Genomic DNA, 22,099 nt, shown 5'->3' with positions numbered 1-22,099 from the left:
GGTAGTAATAGATGGTTTATAATTTGAAATCAAGTTCATTCGATACAAATGATTTTATTTTCAACCTGCAAAAAGGGATTTCAGAAATAATCAAAGATGATTTAATTGGTATCTATATCCACGGTTCCTTAGCAATGGGAGGATTTAATCCGAACAGTAGTGATATTGATGTATTGGTCGTTACAAACAAGTCGATGACAGTTGAAACTAAAAGGAAATTAGCAAAGCTCTTATTAATGCATTCTAGTTCCCCATTTCCTGTTGAAATTAGTTTCCTGAATACTGAACAATTAAAGGTCTGGCAGCATCCTTGCCCATTTGATTTTCATTATAGTGAATTTTGGAGAGAACGATATGCAAATGATTTATTAAGTGGAACAGACAAATTTTTGAATGGTGATGTTAATACCGATGCAGATTTAGCAGCTCATATTACCATCACTAATAAAAGAGGGGTTTGTGTATATGGTAAATCTATTGATGAAGTTTTTCCTTTAGTTCCATCCTCAGATTATCTATCATCAATAATGGGTGATTTCACGGATTGTTTAGAAAATATCGAAGAAGACCCAATTTACTGTACGCTAAATTTGATTAGAGTTTATTGGTACCTAAAAGAAGGTGTTATTTCTTCAAAGCAAGAAGCTGGTAACTGGGGGTTATCTACACTTCCCAAAGAGATAAAAAACACCGTTGAAAAAGTGGTTAAATGTTATTCAAATGATAAAGATACTTATAGTTTTGAGAAAGATGAACTGGTATTCTTAAAAAACTACATTTCAAACGATGTAAAGAAATTATTGAACTAACAAGGGAACTCCTTAATACTGAAGTCCCCTCGTTTATATTAAAAATCAACATTATTGTTTAACATAGCTTAAAATTAAAAACTATAATAGGAATGCACTTTTAAAAACTCCTGTTAAAATACCACCAATGGTAAGACCTACATAGCTTATGAAAAAAAGGAAAAATGAAAGTCTCCACATTTTTTTAATAGCCACATACATAGAAGGCTCCCTCGAACTTTTATATTCAAAGTAATAGACAACCAGTGCTAAAAAAGTAAGTAGTAATATAATATAAAGAAGAAATGATTGCTCAAATATGGTTAACAAATGAAAGTGCACGGATACTATGAAAACTGCTGTTGATAAATCAACAGTCCACAAAATTGTTTTCTTTCCTCTAACAAAAATTCGAACAAGAAAATAAATGAATAACAAACTCAATATCGGTAACGTAATCGCCACTGAGACAATCCAAGTAAAGAAACCGCTCATACGCCCTCCTTTCCTCTCTCAATCCCTTTTATTGCTTGATTCAGAAATGAAATGCGAGGACAGGATTTTTCATTAGAATGCTCTATCATATATCCGAGAATTGAATCAATTTCGGTTTGTCTACCATTGTAAATATCCTTAAACATAGAAGATTGATTTTCCGAAGTATTTTCACATATAGTTTGCACTTGTTTCCAAGATAATTCTTTATTCTCTATTTTAAGTAGATCGGCCACTTCTTCAAAAAGTTCATAAAAAAGTTTATGAAAATAAGGGTTTGTTAAAAGCTCTCCGTTTTTGACTCTAAAAAGTGCTGTTAGAGGGTTAATGGTAGCATTGACAATTAATTTCTCTTTCAGCATTGTTTCCCAATCAGATTTATGTATAAAAGGAAAAACTTCTGATTGATTTCTTATTAATTGGTTCATTACATCCATTTCACAATCTTTATACATTGAAATTTTTGTTATTCCACTTCCTGTATGATGTACAACAGAATCACTCACTTTTAATGCTCCATGCTCAGATACACCCAATATAAGATTATGATGTGACAAGTGATTCAGAAAACGTAAATGCCCCATGCCATTTTGAAGAAATATAATGGTTCGTGGAGAAAGCCCTGTTAAAGTATCGATAATGGAGTTGAGACTGTATTGTTTAACAGTGATTATTAATACTGGCTCTTTATAATTCTTCTCATATGATGCTTCCACTTTCTTCGTTATTTCTGTATTTCCTTGAACCAAAGTAATACCATGTTTATTTATTTTATTTGCTTGTTCTTCCCGTCTGGTATATAAAGTAACTTTATTGGTTTCTGAAAGGTAAAATGAATAAAGTAACCCTAATGATCCAGAACCAATAATTCCAATTTCCATAAACTTCACCTTCTGAAATAAGGCCCCTTAAAGCCAATATATACTTAACAAATCGTTCTTCTTAATCAATATCATAACAAAACCAACAGTATTTTTACTAGAATTTTGCCTAATTGACAATTCTAGCTAATTTTGTGTAAGCGTTAACTAAATCATACCACTATTCACACTCATCATGGTATAATAACAATATCTTATAAAGACTTACATTAAAAGATTTGTTGTCAAAATAATGCTGCTTTGAAGATTATAGGATTTATAAATAATCAAACAACAAACACTCTGAACTAGTCTTTTTATCATGTGAATGTAATTTTATTATTGTAGAATTTGCACCAAGGGGGAAAAGGTATGTTAAAAGTTGAGAAATTATTAGTTAATTACAAAACCCTGGAAGAATTTAAAAAATTCAGAGAATATGGTATTCAAGAACTTTCAATGTTAGAAGATCTTCAATCAAATATTATTGAAAATGACAGTGATTCACCGTTTTATGGGATTTATTACGGTGACAAGCTGGTGGCAAGAATGAGCTTATACCGTGTTGACATGAAATTTGATCAATATTTTGAACCTAAACAGGATTATTTAGAACTTTGGAAACTCGAAGTATTACCAAATTATCAAGGAAAGGGTTATGGTAGAGCGTTAGTGGAATACGCAAAATCATTTAACCTACCAATCAAAACAAACCCTAGAGTGAAATCCAGTGATTTTTGGTCAAAAATGCAATTTGAGCCTGTAAAATACGATATGGATCGGGATAAAGGGGAAAACCCTTTAGTTTGGTATCCAAGTGGCGTTACTATTCAAGAATAAACTTTTTAATGCTAACTCAAAAAAACAGCTCATGAAAGGAAAATGATCCTTCATGAGCTGTTTTCATTTTTATAATAAGATGAACCTTTTTACTTTTCCACTCTTTCTAGATTACCATTTTTATCCATCTGAAATTTAACTTTCCTACTTCTTTCATCCTCTTGTAAAATAACCATTTTTCTTGCTCGATCCATTATTTCAATTAACGCGCGGTAATCTTCTTCGACAACCTGCAAATGATTAGTTAAAGACTGCTTTTCATCTTTTAGCTTTTCAACTTCATTTTGTAATTCTTGAATTTTATTTCTTAATTGGAGATTCTCTTCTTGAACCTCCTTTATAGAAGGGGCATCTTCATATTGCTGAAGGAACGAAATAAGATCCTTAATAGCATTTTTCGAATTAGTACTAGGTTGGTTTGATTGAGTTGGTTCAGATAACTGAGTGGGTTGTGTTGATTCTGTATGTTCCACCTCTAAAGCAGTCTCTTTTACATTAACTTCCTTTTGCTCCTCTACTTTTTCCTGTGAATTAAGAGTTCGCAACTCTTTTCTTTGTTTTTTTGCAACCTCGATTCCAGTTTTATACTGTTTACGAACATGAGAGTTCCATCTAAATCCACAAGCTGCCGCTGTACGAGATAATTTACGACCTACTTCCTCAAACGCAGCCAGCTGTGTTGCACCTTCTCGAATATGCCTTAATACCACTTCTGCTAATAATAAATCTTCATCATGTGTCCATGCATCTTGACGCGTAGTTGTCATTTAAATTCCCTCCAATAGTCACTTTTTTTCTATACATATGCAGCTAGTAGAGTAGATAGACTAAATACACTCTATTACATTAGAAAAAGGTGATAATAGGACGGGAATGAAGATGCTTAATAAGGAATGAATCACACAATTAAATAGACCATCATACAGAAGGAAATGGTAGAAATTGTATGTAATGATTATGAGCTTTATTAGCTCTTCCCTTTTCTTGTAAGAAAGGCAGATACTGCATGATGATGCTCCTCAGAAGACCAGAGCTCTGCACAACGATTAATCTCTGACATCATACGTGAATATAAATTCGATTGCTCCCATTGACTAACCTTCACTGCTTTATAAGCTCTCAAAACATTTGGGTCTTTAACTAGCGATTCTTTAATAAATGAATAGCTTTGTTCTTTATAATTTTCATCAGAAACAGTCTTTTGTACAAACCCCATATGTTCCGCATCGTTAGATGATATTTTTTTTGCTGAATATAAAAAGGAAATCGCATGCTCGTATGAAAGCTTTTCATATAACAGTGTTGCACCACCCCAACCTGTAGTAATAGATAATTGACCTTGTATAAAGCCAAGAGTGGCACCTTTTCTCGCAATTCGAATATCACATGCAGTTGCAATTTCACACCCTCCACCTAAAGCAATACCGTTTATTATAGCGAATGTAGGTAAAGGAAAAGTCATGAGTTCATAAAGAACATCACCCATTTTAGATAGCATAAAATATGCTTCATCCCTTGTTTTAAGGTGCTGAAATGCTTTAACATCACCACCGGAGCAGAACGCTTTATCTCCTTCTCCTGTTAATATTAATGCTCTTAAGCTCTTTTTTGTTTTAAGTGACTGTAAATTTCTCTTTATTTCATCCATGATTTCGTAATCTATAGCATTATGCTTAATCGGTCGGTTTAGACGTAATTCAACCAAACCATCCTCAATTTCACTTACAATTAACTTACTCATTCTTCCATACCCTCCCATTTAAAAATTTAAACTCAGGAAAAATACTCTTTGTTGCTTTAGGTCTCTTATTATCTATTAGATAAAATTTTTAAATGCAACACAACAAAAAATTTTTTTTATGATTGAAAAACTAGCCGACCGAAATAAGACGATTAGAATAGAAGGCGTTTTTTGGCCTGATATTCTAAATTGGCTTATGACCTTAGAGGTTAGGCATCTGACTTTTTTGCCAAAAAATCAGATTACTGGAGCTGGATGTCGAAGCGTTATCTTCAATTAAAGAGGGTTATAATTTCCTAAACAAAAATAAAAGGCGTAAGGAACAATGTCCTTACGCCTCGTTGAAACAAATTATTATTTGCTTACAACATCTTTTCCTTTGTATGTTCCACATGCTTTACATACACGGTGAGCAAGTTTGCTTTCACCGCAGTTTGGGCATTCTACCATACCAGGTACTTGTAATTTAAAATGTGTACGACGTAGTCGTTTTCTCGTTTTAGAAGTTCTTCTAAAAGGTACAGCCATTATTCCCACCTCCTTAAAGAGCATTACGCATTTGTGAGACCGATACAATATGCATCAGCTCATTTGCTTTTTAAGCTATTCAAAAAATCATTAGCTTTCTTCATTTTCGAAGAATTTAGCTAGTCCAGCCAATCGTGGATCAACCTTGTTTTGCTGATCTTCCTCAGCAATAACTTCCCAGTCTTTACCAGATTGTGGAGCTGCTCCTTCTTCATTTCTTACATCATCACAGAATACCTGCATCGGAATTTCTACAAGAAGAATTTCTTTTATTATAGGAGTTAAATCAACGATTTCACCCTCTGGTAAGTAGAAATCCTCTGACGTTTCATAGTCTGCGGGTTTTAATAAAAATGTTTCCGTTGTATCAATTAAAAATGGATACGGAACATCCACTAATGTTCGTGAACAAGGTAAAACCATTGAACCTGAAATTGACAGATGGAATGTTACTTTAGTGGAGCTTATATCGGCTCTTCCTTTAACATTTACTGGCGAAATATCACGAATGTCAGATTGACTTTTGACCCATTCGCTTAAATCAATTTCTTCATCAAATTTTAATCCCTTGCTTTGTAATTGATGTAGTTGACTAATTGTCCATTTCAAATCGTATCACCTCAAGGCAACAAAGGTAATTATAGCCTTCGCAATTATATTTGTCAATATTTTTTCTTTACAGTGTAAGTATACATGATAAACCTATATTTTCAAAACAAAACCATCTTTAATCATATCGATACCCTATTTAAAATTTGTGTTGAAATATCAAGCTTACTTTTCGTTTTTAGAGCTATAGTTTATTATATATTTTCACCTTAAATTTATTGCTTACTCTGAAATCATGATTATTTATCTCCTAACTTACATGTTAATTTCCTTCCAAAGGTTTATAGATTGTTCTTTATACCCTATAATATTATAAAAATTATCCATATGAAAATAGTAGAATGAAAAAGAGTGGTGATTACATGAGTGTAGTAGGTCTAGTTGTTGAATATAATCCATTTCATAATGGTCATTTATATCACTTGAGAGAATCGATTAAAAAGTCAAATGCTTCTGTTGTAATTGCTGTAATGAGTGGTCATTTCCTGCAAAGGGGCGAACCAGCAATTGTATCAAAATGGACTCGTACAAAAATGGCCTTATATTGTGGTGTTGATCTTGTTGTAGAATTACCTTACGCATTTGCAACACAAAAGGCTGAAACATTTGCTAGTGGTGCTGTATCTATTCTTGATGCTCTAGGTTGTGATTATTTATGCTTTGGCAGTGAATTAGGAGATATCAATCCTTTTATTTCTACAAATCATTTTCTAGAACAATCCAAAGCAGAGTATGAAGACTTAATTCAACAGTATGTAAAAACTGGGGTTAGTTATCCGAAGGCATTAACTCTGGCATACAAAAATTTGAACGGTGATAAAGAATTATTAGATCTTTCATTACCTAATAATATTTTAGGGTTTTATTATGTTCGCGCAATTCTTCAGCAGCATTCAAAAATAAAGCCTTTAACAATAAAACGTACCTCTGCAGGATATCATGATCAGCAGTTTCGATCACCTACAATTGCAAGTGCAACTAGTATTCGTAAAGCATTGTTTTCAGAAAATCATCCCATTCAAAGTTATGTACCTGAAGTCACTTTACAATTCCTGCAAGAAAATAAAAAGAATTATCACTTACACCGTTGGGAACTTTACTTTCATTTATTAAAATATCGGATTATGACGATGACAACCGAGGAAATCGGTTCAATCTACGAAGTTGAAGAAGGATTAGAGCATAGAATAAAAAGATTCATTCAAAGTTCTTCAAGTTTCCAAGAGTTTATGGAATCGTTAAAAACAAAACGTTATACATGGACAAGACTTCAAAGACTATGTACTCATCTATTAACTAACACAACAAAAGAACAAATGAAATGTATGAATGAAGGCCAAACGTCACCATATATTAGACTTCTAGGTATGTCTTCAGAAGGTCAGGCTTATTTAAGTCATATAAAAAAACAATTAATGCTGCCGCTACTATCTAAAGTTACTTCCTTTGACCATCCATTGCTGGATTTAGATATTAAAGCTGCACATGCCTATCAAATGATTTATAATGAACCAATTCGAACGAAACGATTAAAAGAAGAGTTCTCCACTCCACCCATTAGAGTGAGATAATACAAGCCATAGAATAACTTCCTTTAATCTCAATACCTAAGTTGTACCTCTTTCCGTTTTGAGGGTTATTATTTTTTAATAAAGAAAGAGAAAGGATAAAATTCATCCTTTCTCCTCTAAGTTTAGTAGATATTCTACCGCTTCATCAAAAGTGTCTATCGGAATAATCTCCATCTTAGTCTGTATGTTTTCACCTGTTTCAATGGCTTCTTTATAATTTGATGTTGGGCTGTCTTTTTCATTAGGAGCAAAGAATACGTCAATTCCTTGTCGATCTGCTGCGACAATTTTCTGCGAAATACCACCAATAGGTCCTACTTCCCCTGACGAACTAATTGTTCCTGTCCCAGCTATTTCGTAACCTTTGGTCAAATCACCTTTAGTTAATTGATTATAAATTTCTAGTGACATCATTAGACCAGCTGAAGGCCCACCAATTTCCTCAGTTTTCAATTCAATATCAGGGTCTACATCTAATTGTCGATCTGTCACTAACGATATTCCAATCCCTACTTTATCGGGATCATTAGGGAATGACGTTAATGGCAGCGTAGCTTGGTCCTGTTTCCCTTCACGTTCAAATGTGATTGTTACTTCTTCTCCTTCTTTTTTCTGACTAACATATTCTATAAATTCTTCAGCTGTTTGAAATTCTTTATTATCTACCTTGTATATGCGATCTCCAACTTCTAATATACTTCCTGCAGGCATTTCCTTAATTATTCCATCAACATATATTCCATGAAATGTATACTCTACCTTTTTGTTTGCTTTTTGATAGGCAATTGTTATGGCAGATTCTTGTGAAACCTCCATCATATGTAATTGTCTGTTAAAGTACTCTTTATCTGTTTCATCCTCTCTTTTAATATCTTCTAATGGATGGATATAATGGTAGTCTTGAAGCTTGGCCCATATATATGTAAAAGGGTTTGCCCTGCCGAAGCGGACAGTTGTTAAAGAAAAACTTCCTTTCTCATTTTCATCACCATTTTCAACCTTAATAATTGGTTCCAATTCAGATGCCATACCTGGCTGAGTAATGTAGTACGGAAGTTTAATGAAGGATATGATAAGGATAATAATTAAAACAATTAGACTAGATCTAAGCAGTGATTTATTCTTCATTAAAAATTTGTCTCCTTCCACTTTACGATAAGATCTTGAATTTTATCTACATGTTTCTGAGCTTCTGTTTCCCCAATCTCAATGATTTCTTTAATATTCGTGAAAGCTCTTGAACTATACTGTTCAACATGTGGCCTTATCATCACATCAGATGCTATTTCCCTGTGATGAACTAGTTCATCTTGCATAATATCTAAGCTTTGGAGAATAACATCAAAAATTGATGTAATGTCTTCATTCCTTTTTACATGTGACACATCTACAGCAATGACGATATCAGCACCCATTTCCTTTACAACCGAAACGGGCACCCGATCAACAACTCCACCGTCCACTAACAACCTTCCATCTATCTTTTCAGGTACAAAAATTCCTGGTATGGCAATACTTGCACGGACAGCATCTGCAACTGGCCCCTCTTTAAATATAACCTTTTTCCCATCATATAAATCAGTTGCAACAACTGCAACAGGAATATTTAATTGATGAAAGTCTTTTTGGTGTGTAAATAACCGAATAAGCTCTTTTACACGATTTCCTGAAATAAACCCCATTTTAGGTACGGTATAATCTAAATAATATTTCCTCTTAAACGCTAATGCAAACTGATAAAGTCGTTCTATACTCGTTCCTGCTGCATACAAGGTTCCAACGACCGCTCCCATACTGCTACCGGCTATTAAATCAATTGGTATACCATTTTCTTTTAAAACCTTTAATACTCCTAAATGAGCAAATCCTCTTGCACCTCCTGAGCCAAGCGCTAGTCCGATTTTGGGTTCTTTTTTCAAGGAGAGTTCCTCCTTTTTCACTGGAATAGAATAAAATATATGATTACCTTATTAGTAATATTTCGCAACTGATTTATATTTAAGCAAGTTGCTACATTTAAACCTTGATCTTCACTGCACCAGGGTCTCTGACTATAATTAGGGTTCTGTTAGAGAAAATACTTATGGAGTGTACCCCAGTGTTTATTTAAGCTCCTATGACATTCTTATGGTCTAAAATGTCCACCTATTCACGTATATTGAATTAGTAAGGATTGTACAATTGTTTGGAAAAGCTGTATGATCCTTATTTTCATACATGTGTGTTTAATTTAGGAGGCGTCACATTTTGAGTCTTTCAAAACTTAAAACAATTATCTTAGCTATTTTTATTAGCGGCTTAACAGTTGCCATTATTCTTAATCCTAAGGAGTCTCTTGATGCATCAACAAGGGGACTATCAATTTGGTGGGAAGTAGTTTTTCCATCACTTCTTCCTTTTTTTATTGTTTCCGAACTTCTTATTGGTTTTGGTGTTGTCAAATTTATTGGAGTTCTTTTAGAGCCACTGATGAGACCAATTTTTCGAGTTCCGGGTGTAGGTGGTTTTGTATGGGCAATGGGGATGGCTTCAGGTAATCCAGCTGGAGCAAAACTTACGGCAAGAATGAGGCAGGAAAAACAACTAACCACAGTTCAGGCAGAGCGGCTTGTATCATTTACAAGTTCTTCAAACCCTTTATTTATTTTTGGTGCCGTTGCAGTTGGTTTTTTTGACAATCCTTCACTTGGTATATTATTAGCTGCATCACATTATTTAGGGAATTTAGGTGTTGGATTGACAATGAGATTTTATGGAGGATCCGATTCAGTCATTCAACCGAAGAAAAAGAAGTCCTTCTTTTCACCTCTTTCAATTGCTCTTAAGGAGCTGCATGCTACAAGAGTGAGTGAAACCAGGCCATTAGGAAAAATGCTTGGAGATGCCGTCATATCATCAATTCAAACATTACTAATGATTGGCGGATTTATTATCCTTTTCTCGGTATTCAATAAAATTTTAGCCATCATTTCTGTTACGGAGATAATCGGTCTTATTTTCTCTGGATTTTTAGCATTTTTCCACATCGCTACTGATTTAAGCGTACCTCTTATTACCGGCATCTTTGAAATTACTCTAGGCAATCAGTTAGTGAGCGAAACCAATGCAAATCTTTTAGATAAAGTAATGATTGCAAGCTTCATTTTAGCTTTTGGAGGATTATCAATACAGGCCCAAGTTGCAAGTATTTTAGCTGACACTGATATTAGATTTAAGCCCTTTTTCATCGCTAGAATTCTGCAAGGTTTTTATTCTTCGTTCATTGCTTACTTGTTGTTCAAGCCATTGTACTTGAATCTACAAGCTCACAATACGAGTGATTTACCAGTTATTTTAATGACAAATGGACCCGAATGGGCAAAAATCTATTGGGAAATAGTTATCCATACTGGTCCCATCATTACATTAGCATCTTTATTGCTATATATCATTCTTTATGGAAAAAGGAATGTTTTCACGAAGTTATCATAAAACAATACTCAAATATCTAAAAAAGGTGAGGAGCTCCCTCACCTTTTCACCTTTTATTCATTTACAAATTTAGTTTTAAGTGCCTTTTCTACAACTTCTGGTACCAATTCAGAAATATCTCCTTTATATTTTGCAACTTCTTTAACAATACTCGAACTTAGGAAGGAATATTGGTTGTTTGTCATCATGAAGAATGTTTCAATATTCTCATCTAGTACTCTGTTCATGGAAGTAATTTGCATTTCATATTCAAAATCTGAAACTGCACGTAAGCCACGTAAAATGGCTTGTGCATTTTTTTCTCGAACATAATCAATAAGAAGACCACGATATGATTCTACAATGACATTTGGCATTTCTTTGGTCACTTCCCGGATAAGCTCACATCGTTCATCCACAGTAAACAATGGTTGTTTTGAAGCATTATTTAGGACACAAACATATACCTCTTCAAATACTTTTGCTCCTCTTTTGATAATGTCTAAATGTCCATAAGTAATAGGGTCAAAACTACCTGGACATACTGCAATACTACCCATTTATTCATCCTCCCCAATTGCTTCCTTGTTACTATAAATTGTAATTGAACTCGTACCATAGGTTTCTTGTTTTACTTGAACAAGTTCCTCAACTTCTTCAGTAAGTACTATGTCAGAACCATGCTCGGTAACAATAAAACCGTTTTTGTCTAATAAACCATTTTCACTTATCATTTTTAAAAGCGCTTTCAATTTTTGTTGCTTATACGGTGGATCTAACAAGATTAATTGAAAACGTAACTCCCTTTTTATTATAGCCTTTAATGCTCTTTCTGCATCATTACGATATACCTCAAATTCGGTAGCTTGACAAATCTCTAAATTTTTATGTATTGTTTGTATCGCTTTTGGCTCACGATCAACAAAGATACAGCGTTCAATTCCCCGACTAAGTGCTTCAATTCCTAACCCTCCACTACCGGCAAATAAATCTAACGCTAAGCCCCCATCAAAATATGGACCAACCATATTAAAAATAGCTTCCTTAACTTTATCAGTTGTTGGTCTTGTTGTTGTTCCAGGTACAGCTTTAAGCTGTCTCCCTTTATAGTTTCCAGATACTACTCTCATTACGTTCACCACTACTTTTTAATTTTACATGATATAAATAAAGATAAAAACATGATTTTTTAAAGTTTTCACTTAATCCTACCATAGGCCTTCAGTTTGTTACAATATCTAAACTTATTAGTAATATTTTCTTCAATTAATATTGTTTCCTATACTCTTATCCTCAAGTTCTCTCTTTTTGAATTGCAGTTGGATAAAAAGTTAAGAAAAAATTACATAATGATGTATACTGATTAACCATTTGGTGATAATGATTAGTAACAACATCGATTCGTTGATGTTGTTGCCAACCGCGGAGAAGACTTACGTTTCCCCATAAGTTCTTCCTCCGGTTTCTCCTCTCCCTTTGCCTTCAGCCTTTAGTATAAAAGGTATTGAAGGACCCTACAGATTAATTTCTGTAGGGTTTTTTTAATAGGAATTTATAGACTGGACTAAGGATTTAGGATTAGTACTAGCTGAAAATCCATGTTTTTCAAGAAAACATATAAGCTACTATCCAACTTCTCTTTTTACTATTTACATGTTATAGTTGGATCGGTTAAATGAAATATTGTTAAATTTTTTTCAGGGGGAAGTTTTTATGATACAGCGTTTTATTGAATTAGGTGAGGGTTATTCTGATATTTATGAGTTAATTGAAACAGCAATGGCTAATAAACATCGAGTAACTCATTTACTAGCTTTACATACAAAATTGAATGACAAAGATGTTACTTCCGTTGTGGTAATTATGAAGCCTACTGATCCGGGGAATTTCCAAGCCTTATATATATGTAGGGAAGGGATACCTAATCCGAACCAATTAGAAAACAAACGATATGATTTATTTAATGAATTGGCTAAAACATTGCAGAAGAATATTATTTCGTTTGATGTTAAACCATCAAGTATGTTTAATGAAACTGATCTTTACTACCAATATCTGATTGGGATTTTAAGACTAAACCATCTTATCCCTCCTCTTCAATAGCATATCATTCACCCTTAAAACTGGTCACTACGATCTTACGACCTTACTTTCAACAAATGGAAAAAGGCTGACACTATTGTCAGCCTTTTTTGGATGCAGTTTAATAACTACAAGCCAATTTTGTAATCATATTCTTTTGCTTTATCAATTTTTGATTCAAATTCCAGCTTTAGAAAGGGTTTGTAAGAGGGCTCAACATGTTTAACATAGGAGTAGGAAGAGAGCTTTTGAATCGTTTGCTCTGTTACATCCATATTACAATACAGGACAACGTATTTTAATTTTTTTGAAACATAATGAACATTCCCAAATTTTCTAAGCATTTTTAATTGTTTTAATGTATGGAGCCAAACAACTATCCCTTGACGCTTTTCAAACATACTCTTGTCTCCCTCAGGTTATCTAAACAACATTAGTAACATCATTATTTCCAATAAAAAGTCTAGCAAATTTTCATTTTATAAACAATATTTGTATGAATCAATTTCATAATGTATCATTTGTTACCAAAAAACGTATGAATTTCACCTTTATTAGTATTTTTATCCGTGTATTGTTTATTAACAAGTTCCGGATGAAGAAAAATGTTCGTTTTTTGATTTAAGAGTTATTATTATGAAATTAACTCGTATAAGCTAATTTTTAAAAAATGTCAGTTAAATCTGTATTATTTTAATCATCTGTACATTTTAGCAAAAAAAGAAAACGAGCAGTAATACTCGTTTTAGGATACCTTACACCCACAACTTCCACCAGATCCGCATCCCCCGCCACAACTAGATTCAAAAAATGGGTTACCTGTAGGAACTTTAACATGGATGGAAACAGCTTGACCGATTTGCACACTAATTTCATCAAGAAGAGATTGTACTTCATTCTCAGCCTTCTTAAAATTAGATATACTTTCGTTCAAATCTACCTCACGCTTAATATCACGCAAATCTTTTGTAATTTTACGATAATCAGGATGATATTTACCAAAACGTTGAACATCTTCGTACAGGTCCTTAATCTTAGTAAATTCCTGAATTAGTTGTTGAGCTTCTTGATCTTTTTTTAATATATTGAAACTACGACGATACTCCTCAACAGTCTCTGATTGAAGTACCAAGTTAGCAAGTTCTTCAGCTTGATCTACTAATAATGTGCTCTCAAGTGTAGCAAACATAGAGTATATGCACCTCCGATAATCATTCTATCATGAATATCGTCAAATGAGAAATTTAAAATATTAACATGATAATCCTTTTATTTATTGAATGGTAGCATTCCATGATTTTTTTAGTTCATAGCTAGTAGAATCATTATGAACAACCTCTATTTCAAATGTGTGGGTTCCTTTTTCTAATCCTTTTATAACAAAAGCAGCCGTTTGAATATGATCAACAACCTTGCCATCAACAGATAACTGTAAATGACCCTCACCATCTACCTTTTTTCCTCCTTTTTCTTTAAAGGTAAATGAAGGTATATAACATTCTACATAAACATCTTGATCTCTTATATGATGTTTAACAGATATATTCATTTTACGCTGTTGATTTATCACTTCCATTGCCTCAAATGAATGGTTCACCACTTGAAGAGGTACAACCTCTAAGTTTCCTTCTGGTCTTGGTTTATCTTCAACACATCCAGTGACAATACCTAATAAAAAAACCGTACAAAAAAATCGCTTCATCCTATCTGCCTCCTTTTTCTTAGTGTTTACAGAGGCGTAGAAATTCATGAATACTTTTCAGATGTCTCTTTATGTAAGGAGATAAAAAAAACAGGCAGGCAATTATAACTAATCACCTTGCCTGTAAGTGTTAATCACCATTCTAATCCTGCTGTCTCATAGATTGAAACATTGCTACCATCATCGACGCCATTTGTATCGAGTTTGAAAACTGCTGTACTTTATGAGGAATTGTCTTTTGATAATAGTTCATCATACTAATTTCCATATCGTTTATATCATTAGGGTTTCTTGACAGTTTCCTATACCAATATGGTTGTTCACGTACAAATTTCTTTCGTTCATCATTTGCAAATATATAATCTTGAACTTCTTTTCTCATCATTCTCCTCCATTCGGAGTCACGATTTGGTCACTAATCCTTTCTGAATGAAAAGGGATGCTGACTTGCTGTTGCAGACTTTTGATTAGAGCCTTTTGAACCACCAAACTGATCGAAAAGACCTTGAATGGTAGAAATAGTACTACTCATGTTGTTAATATGATGGTTTACAGTATCCATATCCATTTGCTTAACAGCTGAAAATATTTGTGTCATAAAATCAGATTTACTTTTTGTTTCCTTTTCAGAAGAATCCTCTGTCTGATCTCCTTTATACTGTTTCCAAACAATATCATTTTCTCCAAGTAAATACCAATCTTCAAACACTTCCTGCCACTCTTTATTACCCTTACGGACTTCTTGAACAAGTTTGGGATGTTTTTTAACAAATTCCTTAAATTGTTGTACAGATGGATGCGTTTTTTTAGATGTCATTATTCTCACCTCATTGATACATTTGCCTATAATATCTTATTTAAGAAACCATTAGACTGTTCGCCCATATTTAGAAAAAAATAAAACAAAGTAAATCTATTTATTATTAGAAAAATAACTAAATGTAACAAATTTTTGGTAAAATATCACTATCTAAAAGGTAGTGTCAAAAGATTTATGAAAACTACCTAAAGGGTTAGCTTCTCTCCTATTTACTGGATGGAGATGCGCCGCAATCTCTCTTGACAAACACGCCAATGGTTTGTGGATTGTTTAACAAGGGCGAAGGGAACAAAAGAAGGCATACCAAATAAGCCCTTGGTTGTTTCCATTTTAAACCATTGGCAAGTTCGGTTTGTCAAGAGTTCGCTCCGCCGATTGCTGAATTAGCTTAAGGGCTCAGCTAAACAAAAAGTTAGGCTTGTCTTTGTTCTACTATCCATTGTTGTGCTAATCCAATGAGCTTTGTCCAACGTGCTGGCATTGTTGGAAGCCCCTTGAGTTCTGGATTCACTACGGGCACTTTTCCTTCTAAGGCGGCATGCGGACGCAAAAAGTTAAAGTAGGCCGTAAATAAGGTGACGTATGAAATGGAACCATGTTCAGAGCCGAATCCATGAGTGGAGCGATAATTGCCCTTAAAGGTGCGGTTAAGTCTCTCAATTATTTGTTTCATTGGTCTATATTCGGTTGAAACAGGGTCCTCATTGGTTAATCCAATGACCTGCTTCACATCGAATAAAATCTCATGTTGAGCGAAGAAATGTTGGGCTAAAAGATAGATTGGATTCCCGTCTACCACAAAGGTCAGATTTTCTGGAATCTCTTTCATCTTGATTAAGACCTCATCAATTGCTCGAATGGCTGTTGCTGTGTCTCGATTAGGCGACACCGGATACGAAAGAATAATCTTTTTCACGGCGTCAAAAAAGAAAAATAAATAATGCCATCGACCGTTTACTCTGATATACGTTTCATCACCGCAGAATTGGTCTGAAAGTTCATAGGGATAGTGATCCACATAAGGTTTAAGTAATAAAGCTACGCTATTTTCGTAGTTCAATACAGTCTGATGTGAAATCATCACTCCGTGTACGTCCTGCATAATCGCAGCTGTTTTACGGGCCGAAAGGCCATAGTTTACATGATAGGTTAGGATCAATCCTAATGTATGTGGGGATGCATAAATCTTTGATAAGTCCACGGCCGGCAGTTCTGGTGATTCCTTAGATAACGGCTGGAAATCGATATAAAACTGACGGAAAATGTATCTCAATTTAAATGCTTGAGGGTCCTTTTTGAACCTTTTCTTTTCTTTTGAAGTCATCCCATTGAGCTTCTTTTGATAATAAGAACAGTCATTGTTCTTGCACTTAAACACGTGAAAATCTTTTCTTTCTTTTATTTTCTCGAGAGTCTTGGAACAATGAGGACACTTCAGGATGGCCTCCTTAGAGTAACGGTTCTTTTCACTGAAAAGTTCTGTACACACCTTGCATTGATACTGACCTTTATCTCCATTGTTGGCATAAAGATAATCCGATGGAGCACCACACTTTGGACAGTTCATGGCTTTAGGTACGGAAACTTTTGCATTCTTACGCCTTTGAACAGGTTTGAGAGCTTTCCCGTTCTTCTCTAGATATTCACTAAGAAGAACTCGATAATCAAGCTGTTCTAGAACTTCAATGACCGGAAGGTCATCCACTTGAAGTTTTCGATAAGGTTTATTTACGGGCTGTTCAGTAGGTTTATCGAACATGCTTTTACCAATCAATAAAGTAAGCAATGTTCGAATGAGTTGTTCTTGATAGTTTATAAAAGTTAATAAATAGGTTATAATTTGAGGGTACAAATTGTCACTTCCATTCTTGGTTGTTGGGTGTGTGGTAACCTCAATTATCCAAAGAATTTAGGGGGTGGCAATTTTTTTGCCTATAAAGCCCTCTATGGAGATATTTTATAACCTATTTCTTATAGAAGTTTTGACAATACGATCTAAAAAGGAGAGGGTAACAGTATGACAAAGGATGAATTATTAAAATTAAGTTCCGAAGTTTTACAAAATGCAAATGAAGAGGATCAATATGTTTTAGAACTTCTACTTAATGGATTGAAGAAAAAGCAATTTCATGAAAAAGGTTCCTACATAGGTGCGCTTCTCCATGCTGAGGGCGAGTACAAGGAACATGAATTTAAAATTACCATTCCAAACACACCAATTATTCAGAATGCACTAAACATAGTACATGGCGGAATAACCGCTACTTTATTAGACTCAGCTATGGGAGGGCTTGTCCATCATATCCTCCCCCCTGATAAAGCAGCCGTTACAACTGAAATTAAAATTAACTATGTGGCTCCAGGGGTTGGCAAGGAACTGACATGTGTTGCCGGGATGATTCATAAAGGCAATAAAACGGTTGTTACGGAAGGAAAAGTTTTTCGTGATGACGGAACATTAATTGCACATAGTACAGCAAGTTTTTTTATTATTAATAGAACATAATTATGGGTGAGTGAGATGAAAAAGTTTTTTCTGAAAAAGCAATGTAAAATATGTAATAAGAAGAATAACAAAGGTTTATTTTATCTCAATGATATTGGTCAAGAGATTTATGTGTGCGCGCTTTGCATTAGCTATGCTGAAAGAAGAGCGTATCGTAAAGTAAATTAAATTAAACAAGACCCTTGCCAACAAAGAAAAAGGGTCTTGCTTGTTACTATGTTTATTGGTTTAAATCCCAATTTGTAATAAAATTCTGTGTATAATAAAGACCGTCTACTCCAACTCCTAAGTGTGTAAATTCCTCGTTTAGCATAGTATCACGATGACCTTTACTGTTTAGCCACCCTTCACTTGCTGCAATAGCGTCTACATATTGAGCAGCTATGTTTTCACCTGCCATCTGATACTTGATATCCAATTGTGCAAGACGATTAACAAGAGTACCTTCTGTTGGCGATTCATGAGAAAAATATTCATTCTCTTTCATATCTTTACTATGTAAAAAAGCAACCTTTGACGTATCTTCATGCCACTGAACAGCTGATAAACCATGCCTTGCTCTTAACATATTCGTTATTGACAAGATCTGTTGTTCAGCACCAGCTTCAATCTTTTCCCATTTATCTTCACTTATTTCTTTTGGTTCAATGAGCTCACCTCTGTATGTAACCTCATAGGAGCGTTGTTTGATAAATGTCTCAGCATCTATCACCCGAATGCTTGATAAAATTCCGTCAAATTTATCAATATATAACTGCACAAACACATCACCTATTTTTACTGTTGGTCTGGTATTCATATCTTCCTCCGAAAATTCAAAACGATATGAATTACCTTCATACTCTAGTGATAAACTAGATGAAACAGGTTGTATTTTAAAGACTTCTTGAATAGGTTGTCCAATCACAAACGGTTTAGCGTTTAATTCTTTTCCTATTCCATAAACTGATACGACCCTTTGATTTAAAACTCCCACCTGTATATATTGATTGTCTTCTTGTTCGTAAATCCACCAATCATAATCATAAGCAGAGGGATCGATACGGTCAGGCTCACCTAGTATTGCAGTGATTTCTTCAGATGATTTCTCCATAAATGATAATAAACCCTCATTTGGAGCTGTTTCACCTTCAGCAACTTGTTTTTCAGAATTCGTTGATTCTTCATTTGATATTTGAACATTCTCTTCTTTAAGTTGTTCATTTGGAGTATATTTTCCATAATGAAAAAATAACGTATAACTAACAAAAATAATACAAAAAATTAAAATGCTCCGAATCAGTATATGCAGTGAAAAAACCTCCTCCTTATGCTTCTCCCATTTCTTTCATTATATGAGACAACATACTTGTTATTCTCTTTCTACTTTAAATGAACAAGTATGCACAATAATTGTTCTAGAAGCCCTAAACTGTCTTATCATTATTACCCTGGAAACTTAATGTTAAAACTTTTTGATAACTTTAATTGTATCAAATAATTAGTAAGAAAGTTGTTACAAATAAATTATATAACACTTTACCTGCTAATAAACATTTGTGTCCAATAGTGGCCATACTCACCTCCATTAACATACCCTACTCCAATTTCCGAAACTTCCTTTTTAAGTATGTTAGCACGATGTCCCGGACTATTCATCCATGCACTTACTACTTCTTTTGGGGTTCTCTGACCTGCTGCTAAGTTTTCAGCTGCTGTTCGGAAAGAAATATTAAAGTTATTAATCATCGTAAAGGGAGAGCCATATGTTGGTGAATCATGGCTAAAATAGTTCAACTCTTTCATGTCCTTTGATTTAAATCTTGCAACCCGGGAAAGCTCCCAATTGGTCTGTAATGGTGGGAGACCAGCATCCTTCCTTTCCAGGTTTGTTAAAGTAATTACTTGCTTTTCTATTAATTTAATTTCGTTTAATTGTGGAATATGCAGCTTCTGTCCTGGGAAAATTAAATGAGGATTATCTATATGACGATTCGAGGCAAGAATTTCTGATAATCCGACTTGATAAGATTGAGCAATACTCCATAAAGTTTCCCCTTTTTTGACTGTGTGATTAAATTCCTCTGCTCTCACTTGAAGAGGAGATAACAACAAAATACAAATCATGATAAATAGTAGAATATTACGCTGAGTGAATTGCAAACTCATGTGTATACCTCCTTTTTTTATATTTTTTCCAATAATATTTTTTTAATAAGCTCAACTAACTATGAATGAGTTAAAGTTTCACTTTAACTTTTATGTTGTTTTAAGCTATAATAAATAACGTGAAAAGGCTTTAGGAGGGAAATTACATATGAAAATTGAAGGCACTGGTTTAGAGGGAATTACAATAGATCTTGCACGTTTAGATGAGATAATGGACGATCTTGGGTTAGTAAGAGCGGGACAATGGGATTATGAGCGTGCTACCTACGATCGTAAGATTGAAGCTAAAGGGGATATCTACTATCTACGTGTTCCTGCTTATGCTGTTGAAGGAGATGTTGGAGGACGTCATGCTGTTATGAAGCTTATTACTCCTCTTTTAGGCAAGCACTACTATCCTCACGGTGTTGAGTACGGTGAAGGAGAAGTATTTCCATCAGCTGTAGTCGATACTAGTAAAAATCTATTAAAAAGATTATCTGAAGAATTAAAAAAGGTTCAGTAAGCATAAATAAACCTACAAAAATAAAAAAGCACCGGACTAGTCCATGCTTTTTTATTTTTGTTTAAATTAAAGTTTTGTTATTTACTTTATAGCTAAACATTAATTTAGGGATATACATTTAACCTAAGTAAAAGTGGTCCCATTCCTACCGATTTTTAAAAGGCTATTTCACCTTAAAAATAGCTTCCAAACGTTCTTATTGCACCTTTAAAGCGATTGAAAATTCTTTGTTTTCATCGAGTTTCGTACTATAATGAGATAAGAAATGTTTCTTTAGAAAGGGGCACAAATTTGACCACTATTTTAAACAAAAGAATTCTCTTAACAATTGTATCAATTATCATTGTGGGTGTAATCCTATTTTACATTCTACCAATTTCTGTTCCACTGATTGTCGCTTTTATTACTGCCCTATTTCTTGAACCAGCTATCCGGTTGCTTCAGCGGAGAGGAACATTAAACAGACACTTATCAGTTTTAATAGTGTTTTTGTTATTTCTAATTCTCATAAGTGTTAGTGGTTATATCTTAACCACTAAGGTAGTTGGAGAGGTTGTTCAAATAGCAGATAATGCTCCATCCTATATAAATGAGATTACTAAGGTTTGGGAAAACTTTGAAGATGATATTTCAAATACTGCCCAAGATCTTCCACCAATCTTTGTTGAAGAGGTTAGTAACCAAGTAACAAGTTTTTTACAAAAGACCAGATTAGAACTAACAAGCTATGTAAACATTGAGAATGTAAAAGCAATTTTTACAAACATACCTAACTATTTAGTAAATTTAATTGTTTATTTAATTGCTCTTTTTTTATTTATGCTCGAGTTACCTCGATTAAAAACAAAAGCATACTCGTATCTAACAGATAAAACTGCTGAAAAAGTGACTTTTATGATCTCCCGCTTAACATATGTTGTGATGGGATTTATCAAAGCACAATTTTTAGTTAGTATTATTATTTTTGTTGCATCTTTAATTGGTTTGTTGTTTATCGCACCTGAAATTGCACTAATCATGTCTTTAATTATCTGGATTATTGATGTAATCCCATTAATAGGTTCCATTATTATTATGGGACCATGGACTTTATATCATGTAGTTACTGGTGATATGGCAATAGCAGCTAAGCTTGGTGTTTTAACCATAATCCTTTTAGTTATTAGAAGAACAATTGAACCCAAGGTCATGGGAACTCATATTGGGTTGTCTCCACTTGCTACACTAATTTCCATGTATCTAGGGTTAAAATTATTTGGTGTACTTGGTTTTTTCATTGGGCCAATGATTTTGATTGTTTACAATTCAGCAAGAGAAGCAGGTTTAATAAAAATTAAATTTAAATTATAAAAAGAAAGAGCCGAAGCTCTTTCTCAGCTTGTAGAGAAAGTGGGTGTTTTTCTCTACAGGCTTTTTTATTTTCTAAAAATGTTTTTATAAATAGTAATAATTTT

Annotated in this window: 26 protein-coding genes; 8 read left to right on the top strand and 18 right to left on the bottom strand. The window is 33.9% G+C overall.

The window, feature by feature from the left end:
- Positions 1-11: 11 nt before the first annotated feature.
- Positions 12-809, top strand: coding sequence for an aminoglycoside adenylyltransferase domain-containing protein (locus tag LPC09_RS09105; RefSeq protein ID WP_098794756.1), 798 nt, complete (start codon positions 12-14; stop codon positions 807-809).
- 81 nt (positions 810-890) lie between these two features.
- Here the strand turns inward: LPC09_RS09105 and LPC09_RS09100 are convergent, their stop codons facing one another.
- Positions 891-1,283, bottom strand: a complete 393-nt coding sequence (locus LPC09_RS09100; RefSeq protein WP_098799434.1) for a DUF3397 domain-containing protein — start codon at positions 1,281-1,283, stop codon at positions 891-893.
- Positions 1,280-2,164, bottom strand: coding sequence for a 2-dehydropantoate 2-reductase (locus tag LPC09_RS09095; protein ID WP_231309451.1), 885 nt, complete (start codon positions 2,162-2,164; stop codon positions 1,280-1,282). Before LPC09_RS09095 ends, LPC09_RS09100 begins: the two co-directional genes overlap by 4 nt.
- Before the next feature lie 351 nt (positions 2,165-2,515).
- Here LPC09_RS09095 and LPC09_RS09090 point away from each other — a divergent pair, with 351 nt between their 5' ends.
- Positions 2,516-2,983, top strand: coding sequence for an N-acetyltransferase (locus LPC09_RS09090; RefSeq protein WP_098799432.1), 468 nt, complete (start codon positions 2,516-2,518; stop codon positions 2,981-2,983).
- Between the two features lie 89 nt (positions 2,984-3,072).
- On the opposite strand, the gene LPC09_RS09085 is transcribed toward LPC09_RS09090, so the two are convergent.
- The 4 genes from LPC09_RS09085 to LPC09_RS09070 all read right to left on the bottom strand — a co-directional run bounded on the left by LPC09_RS09085 (position 3,073) and on the right by LPC09_RS09070 (position 5,861).
- Positions 3,073-3,750 (bottom strand): RsfA family transcriptional regulator, encoded by a 678-nt coding sequence (locus tag LPC09_RS09085; protein WP_098799431.1) that lies wholly within the window; start codon positions 3,748-3,750, stop codon positions 3,073-3,075.
- A 200-nt stretch (positions 3,751-3,950) separates the two neighbouring features.
- On the bottom strand, positions 3,951-4,724 hold the full coding sequence (locus LPC09_RS09080; protein ID WP_098799430.1) for an enoyl-CoA hydratase/isomerase family protein: 774 nt from the start codon (positions 4,722-4,724) through the stop codon (positions 3,951-3,953).
- A 354-nt stretch (positions 4,725-5,078) separates the two neighbouring features.
- On the bottom strand, positions 5,079-5,252 hold the full coding sequence (rpmF, locus tag LPC09_RS09075) for a 50S ribosomal protein L32 (protein ID WP_026560479.1): 174 nt from the start codon (positions 5,250-5,252) through the stop codon (positions 5,079-5,081).
- Between the two features lie 90 nt (positions 5,253-5,342).
- Positions 5,343-5,861 carry a YceD family protein gene (locus LPC09_RS09070; protein WP_098799429.1) on the bottom strand — a complete coding sequence of 173 codons (519 nt, stop codon included), beginning with the start codon at positions 5,859-5,861 and terminating at the stop codon, positions 5,343-5,345.
- 362 nt (positions 5,862-6,223) lie between these two features.
- Here LPC09_RS09070 and LPC09_RS09065 point away from each other — a divergent pair, with 362 nt between their 5' ends.
- Positions 6,224-7,432: a nucleotidyltransferase gene (locus tag LPC09_RS09065; RefSeq protein WP_098799428.1), complete on the top strand. Its 1,209-nt coding sequence runs from the start codon at positions 6,224-6,226 to the stop codon at positions 7,430-7,432.
- Between the two features lie 102 nt (positions 7,433-7,534).
- Here LPC09_RS09065 and LPC09_RS09060 read toward each other — a convergent pair whose 3' ends face one another.
- A complete protein-coding gene (locus tag LPC09_RS09060) occupies positions 7,535-8,560 on the bottom strand; it encodes a SepM family pheromone-processing serine protease (RefSeq protein WP_098799427.1) in 1,026 nt (341 codons plus the stop codon).
- On the bottom strand, positions 8,560-9,351 hold the full coding sequence (locus LPC09_RS09055; protein ID WP_098799426.1) for a patatin-like phospholipase family protein: 792 nt from the start codon (positions 9,349-9,351) through the stop codon (positions 8,560-8,562). The genes LPC09_RS09060 and LPC09_RS09055 overlap by 1 nt, the downstream gene beginning before the upstream one ends.
- 328 nt (positions 9,352-9,679) lie before the next feature.
- Here LPC09_RS09055 and ylbJ point away from each other — a divergent pair, with 328 nt between their 5' ends.
- On the top strand, positions 9,680-10,903 hold the full coding sequence (ylbJ, locus tag LPC09_RS09050) for a sporulation integral membrane protein YlbJ (RefSeq protein WP_098799425.1): 1,224 nt from the start codon (positions 9,680-9,682) through the stop codon (positions 10,901-10,903).
- 53 nt (positions 10,904-10,956) lie between these two features.
- Here ylbJ and coaD read toward each other — a convergent pair whose 3' ends face one another.
- Positions 10,957-11,442, bottom strand: coding sequence for a pantetheine-phosphate adenylyltransferase (gene coaD / locus LPC09_RS09045; RefSeq protein ID WP_098799424.1), 486 nt, complete (start codon positions 11,440-11,442; stop codon positions 10,957-10,959).
- Positions 11,443-12,012, bottom strand: coding sequence for a 16S rRNA (guanine(966)-N(2))-methyltransferase RsmD (gene rsmD / locus LPC09_RS09040; RefSeq protein ID WP_098799423.1), 570 nt, complete (start codon positions 12,010-12,012; stop codon positions 11,443-11,445).
- A gap of 583 nt (positions 12,013-12,595) precedes the next feature.
- Between rsmD and LPC09_RS09035 the strand changes: the two genes are divergently transcribed.
- On the top strand, positions 12,596-12,985 hold the full coding sequence (locus tag LPC09_RS09035; RefSeq protein WP_098799422.1) for a DUF7147 family protein: 390 nt from the start codon (positions 12,596-12,598) through the stop codon (positions 12,983-12,985).
- A 107-nt stretch (positions 12,986-13,092) separates the two neighbouring features.
- Here the strand turns inward: LPC09_RS09035 and LPC09_RS09030 are convergent, their stop codons facing one another.
- The 6 genes from LPC09_RS09030 to LPC09_RS09005 form a co-directional block, all read right to left on the bottom strand.
- The gene (locus LPC09_RS09030) at positions 13,093-13,365 is read right to left on the bottom strand and encodes a YlbG family protein (RefSeq protein WP_231309450.1); all 273 of its coding nucleotides are present in this window, start codon (positions 13,363-13,365) and stop codon (positions 13,093-13,095) included.
- Positions 13,366-13,709: 344 nt separating this feature from the next.
- Positions 13,710-14,153, bottom strand: coding sequence for a YlbF/YmcA family competence regulator (locus LPC09_RS09025; protein WP_098799420.1), 444 nt, complete (start codon positions 14,151-14,153; stop codon positions 13,710-13,712).
- 84 nt (positions 14,154-14,237) lie between these two features.
- The gene (locus tag LPC09_RS09020) at positions 14,238-14,666 is read right to left on the bottom strand and encodes a hypothetical protein (RefSeq protein ID WP_098799419.1); all 429 of its coding nucleotides are present in this window, start codon (positions 14,664-14,666) and stop codon (positions 14,238-14,240) included.
- 142 nt (positions 14,667-14,808) lie between these two features.
- Positions 14,809-15,048 carry a YlbE-like family protein gene (locus tag LPC09_RS09015; protein WP_098799418.1) on the bottom strand — a complete coding sequence of 80 codons (240 nt, stop codon included), beginning with the start codon at positions 15,046-15,048 and terminating at the stop codon, positions 14,809-14,811.
- A 33-nt stretch (positions 15,049-15,081) separates the two neighbouring features.
- Positions 15,082-15,483, bottom strand: coding sequence for a YlbD family protein (locus tag LPC09_RS09010; protein ID WP_212134431.1), 402 nt, complete (start codon positions 15,481-15,483; stop codon positions 15,082-15,084).
- 415 nt (positions 15,484-15,898) lie between these two features.
- Positions 15,899-17,338: a DDE-type integrase/transposase/recombinase gene (locus LPC09_RS09005; RefSeq protein WP_098795475.1), complete on the bottom strand. Its 1,440-nt coding sequence runs from the start codon at positions 17,336-17,338 to the stop codon at positions 15,899-15,901.
- 165 nt (positions 17,339-17,503) lie between these two features.
- On the opposite strand from LPC09_RS09005, the gene LPC09_RS09000 reads away from it, so the two are divergent.
- Positions 17,504-17,992, top strand: a complete 489-nt coding sequence (locus LPC09_RS09000) for a PaaI family thioesterase (RefSeq protein WP_098799416.1) — start codon at positions 17,504-17,506, stop codon at positions 17,990-17,992.
- 220 nt (positions 17,993-18,212) lie between these two features.
- Here the strand turns inward: LPC09_RS09000 and LPC09_RS08995 are convergent, their stop codons facing one another.
- Together LPC09_RS08995 and LPC09_RS08990 are read right to left on the bottom strand one after the other, a co-directional pair.
- On the bottom strand, positions 18,213-19,283 hold the full coding sequence (locus tag LPC09_RS08995) for a CAP domain-containing protein (RefSeq protein WP_098799415.1): 1,071 nt from the start codon (positions 19,281-19,283) through the stop codon (positions 18,213-18,215).
- 227 nt (positions 19,284-19,510) lie between these two features.
- Positions 19,511-20,140 (bottom strand): CAP domain-containing protein, encoded by a 630-nt coding sequence (locus LPC09_RS08990; protein WP_098799414.1) that lies wholly within the window; start codon positions 20,138-20,140, stop codon positions 19,511-19,513.
- Between the two features lie 148 nt (positions 20,141-20,288).
- Between LPC09_RS08990 and LPC09_RS08985 the strand changes: the two genes are divergently transcribed.
- Both LPC09_RS08985 and ytvI read left to right on the top strand, forming a co-directional pair.
- A complete protein-coding gene (locus tag LPC09_RS08985; RefSeq protein WP_098799413.1) occupies positions 20,289-20,645 on the top strand; it encodes a YugN family protein in 357 nt (118 codons plus the stop codon).
- A 291-nt stretch (positions 20,646-20,936) separates the two neighbouring features.
- Entirely contained in the window at positions 20,937-21,995 is a 1,059-nt protein-coding gene (gene ytvI, locus LPC09_RS08980; protein WP_231309449.1) for a sporulation integral membrane protein YtvI, read from the top strand.
- Positions 21,996-22,099 lie beyond the last annotated feature (104 nt).

The organism is Metabacillus sp. B2-18, from assembly GCF_021117275.1.
Taxonomy (GTDB): Bacteria; Bacillota; Bacilli; order Bacillales; family Bacillaceae; genus Metabacillus.
This window is presented reverse-complemented; position numbering and strand designations above follow the sequence as displayed.

Excerpts from the sequence above, each read along its gene's own strand:
- rpmF (WP_026560479.1), bottom strand. The coding sequence starts at position 5,252 with ATGGCTGTACCTTTTAGAAGAACTTCTAAAACGAGAAAACGACTACGT.
- LPC09_RS09095 (WP_231309451.1), bottom strand. The coding sequence starts at position 2,164 with ATGGAAATTGGAATTATTGGTTCTGGATCATTAGGGTTACTTTATTCA.
- LPC09_RS09025 (WP_098799420.1), bottom strand. The coding sequence starts at position 14,153 with ATGTTTGCTACACTTGAGAGCACATTATTAGTAGATCAAGCTGAAGAA.
- LPC09_RS08985 (WP_098799413.1), top strand. The coding sequence starts at position 20,289 with ATGAAAATTGAAGGCACTGGTTTAGAGGGAATTACAATAGATCTTGCA.
- LPC09_RS09060 (WP_098799427.1), bottom strand. The coding sequence starts at position 8,560 with ATGAAGAATAAATCACTGCTTAGATCTAGTCTAATTGTTTTAATTATT.
- LPC09_RS09065 (WP_098799428.1), top strand. The coding sequence starts at position 6,224 with ATGAGTGTAGTAGGTCTAGTTGTTGAATATAATCCATTTCATAATGGT.
- LPC09_RS09020 (WP_098799419.1), bottom strand. The coding sequence starts at position 14,666 with ATGAAGCGATTTTTTTGTACGGTTTTTTTATTAGGTATTGTCACTGGA.
- LPC09_RS09015 (WP_098799418.1), bottom strand. The coding sequence starts at position 15,048 with ATGAGAAAAGAAGTTCAAGATTATATATTTGCAAATGATGAACGAAAG.
- LPC09_RS09080 (WP_098799430.1), bottom strand. The coding sequence starts at position 4,724 with ATGAGTAAGTTAATTGTAAGTGAAATTGAGGATGGTTTGGTTGAATTA.
- LPC09_RS09035 (WP_098799422.1), top strand. The coding sequence starts at position 12,596 with ATGATACAGCGTTTTATTGAATTAGGTGAGGGTTATTCTGATATTTAT.
- LPC09_RS09090 (WP_098799432.1), top strand. The coding sequence starts at position 2,516 with ATGTTAAAAGTTGAGAAATTATTAGTTAATTACAAAACCCTGGAAGAA.
- LPC09_RS09010 (WP_212134431.1), bottom strand. The coding sequence starts at position 15,483 with ATGACATCTAAAAAAACGCATCCATCTGTACAACAATTTAAGGAATTT.
- LPC09_RS09100 (WP_098799434.1), bottom strand. The coding sequence starts at position 1,283 with ATGAGCGGTTTCTTTACTTGGATTGTCTCAGTGGCGATTACGTTACCG.
- LPC09_RS09030 (WP_231309450.1), bottom strand. The coding sequence starts at position 13,365 with ATGTTTGAAAAGCGTCAAGGGATAGTTGTTTGGCTCCATACATTAAAA.
- LPC09_RS08990 (WP_098799414.1), bottom strand. The coding sequence starts at position 20,140 with ATGAGTTTGCAATTCACTCAGCGTAATATTCTACTATTTATCATGATT.
- rsmD (WP_098799423.1), bottom strand. The coding sequence starts at position 12,012 with ATGAGAGTAGTATCTGGAAACTATAAAGGGAGACAGCTTAAAGCTGTA.
- LPC09_RS09000 (WP_098799416.1), top strand. The coding sequence starts at position 17,504 with ATGACAAAGGATGAATTATTAAAATTAAGTTCCGAAGTTTTACAAAAT.
- coaD (WP_098799424.1), bottom strand. The coding sequence starts at position 11,442 with ATGGGTAGTATTGCAGTATGTCCAGGTAGTTTTGACCCTATTACTTAT.
- LPC09_RS09105 (WP_098794756.1), top strand. The coding sequence starts at position 12 with ATGGTTTATAATTTGAAATCAAGTTCATTCGATACAAATGATTTTATT.
- LPC09_RS09085 (WP_098799431.1), bottom strand. The coding sequence starts at position 3,750 with ATGACAACTACGCGTCAAGATGCATGGACACATGATGAAGATTTATTA.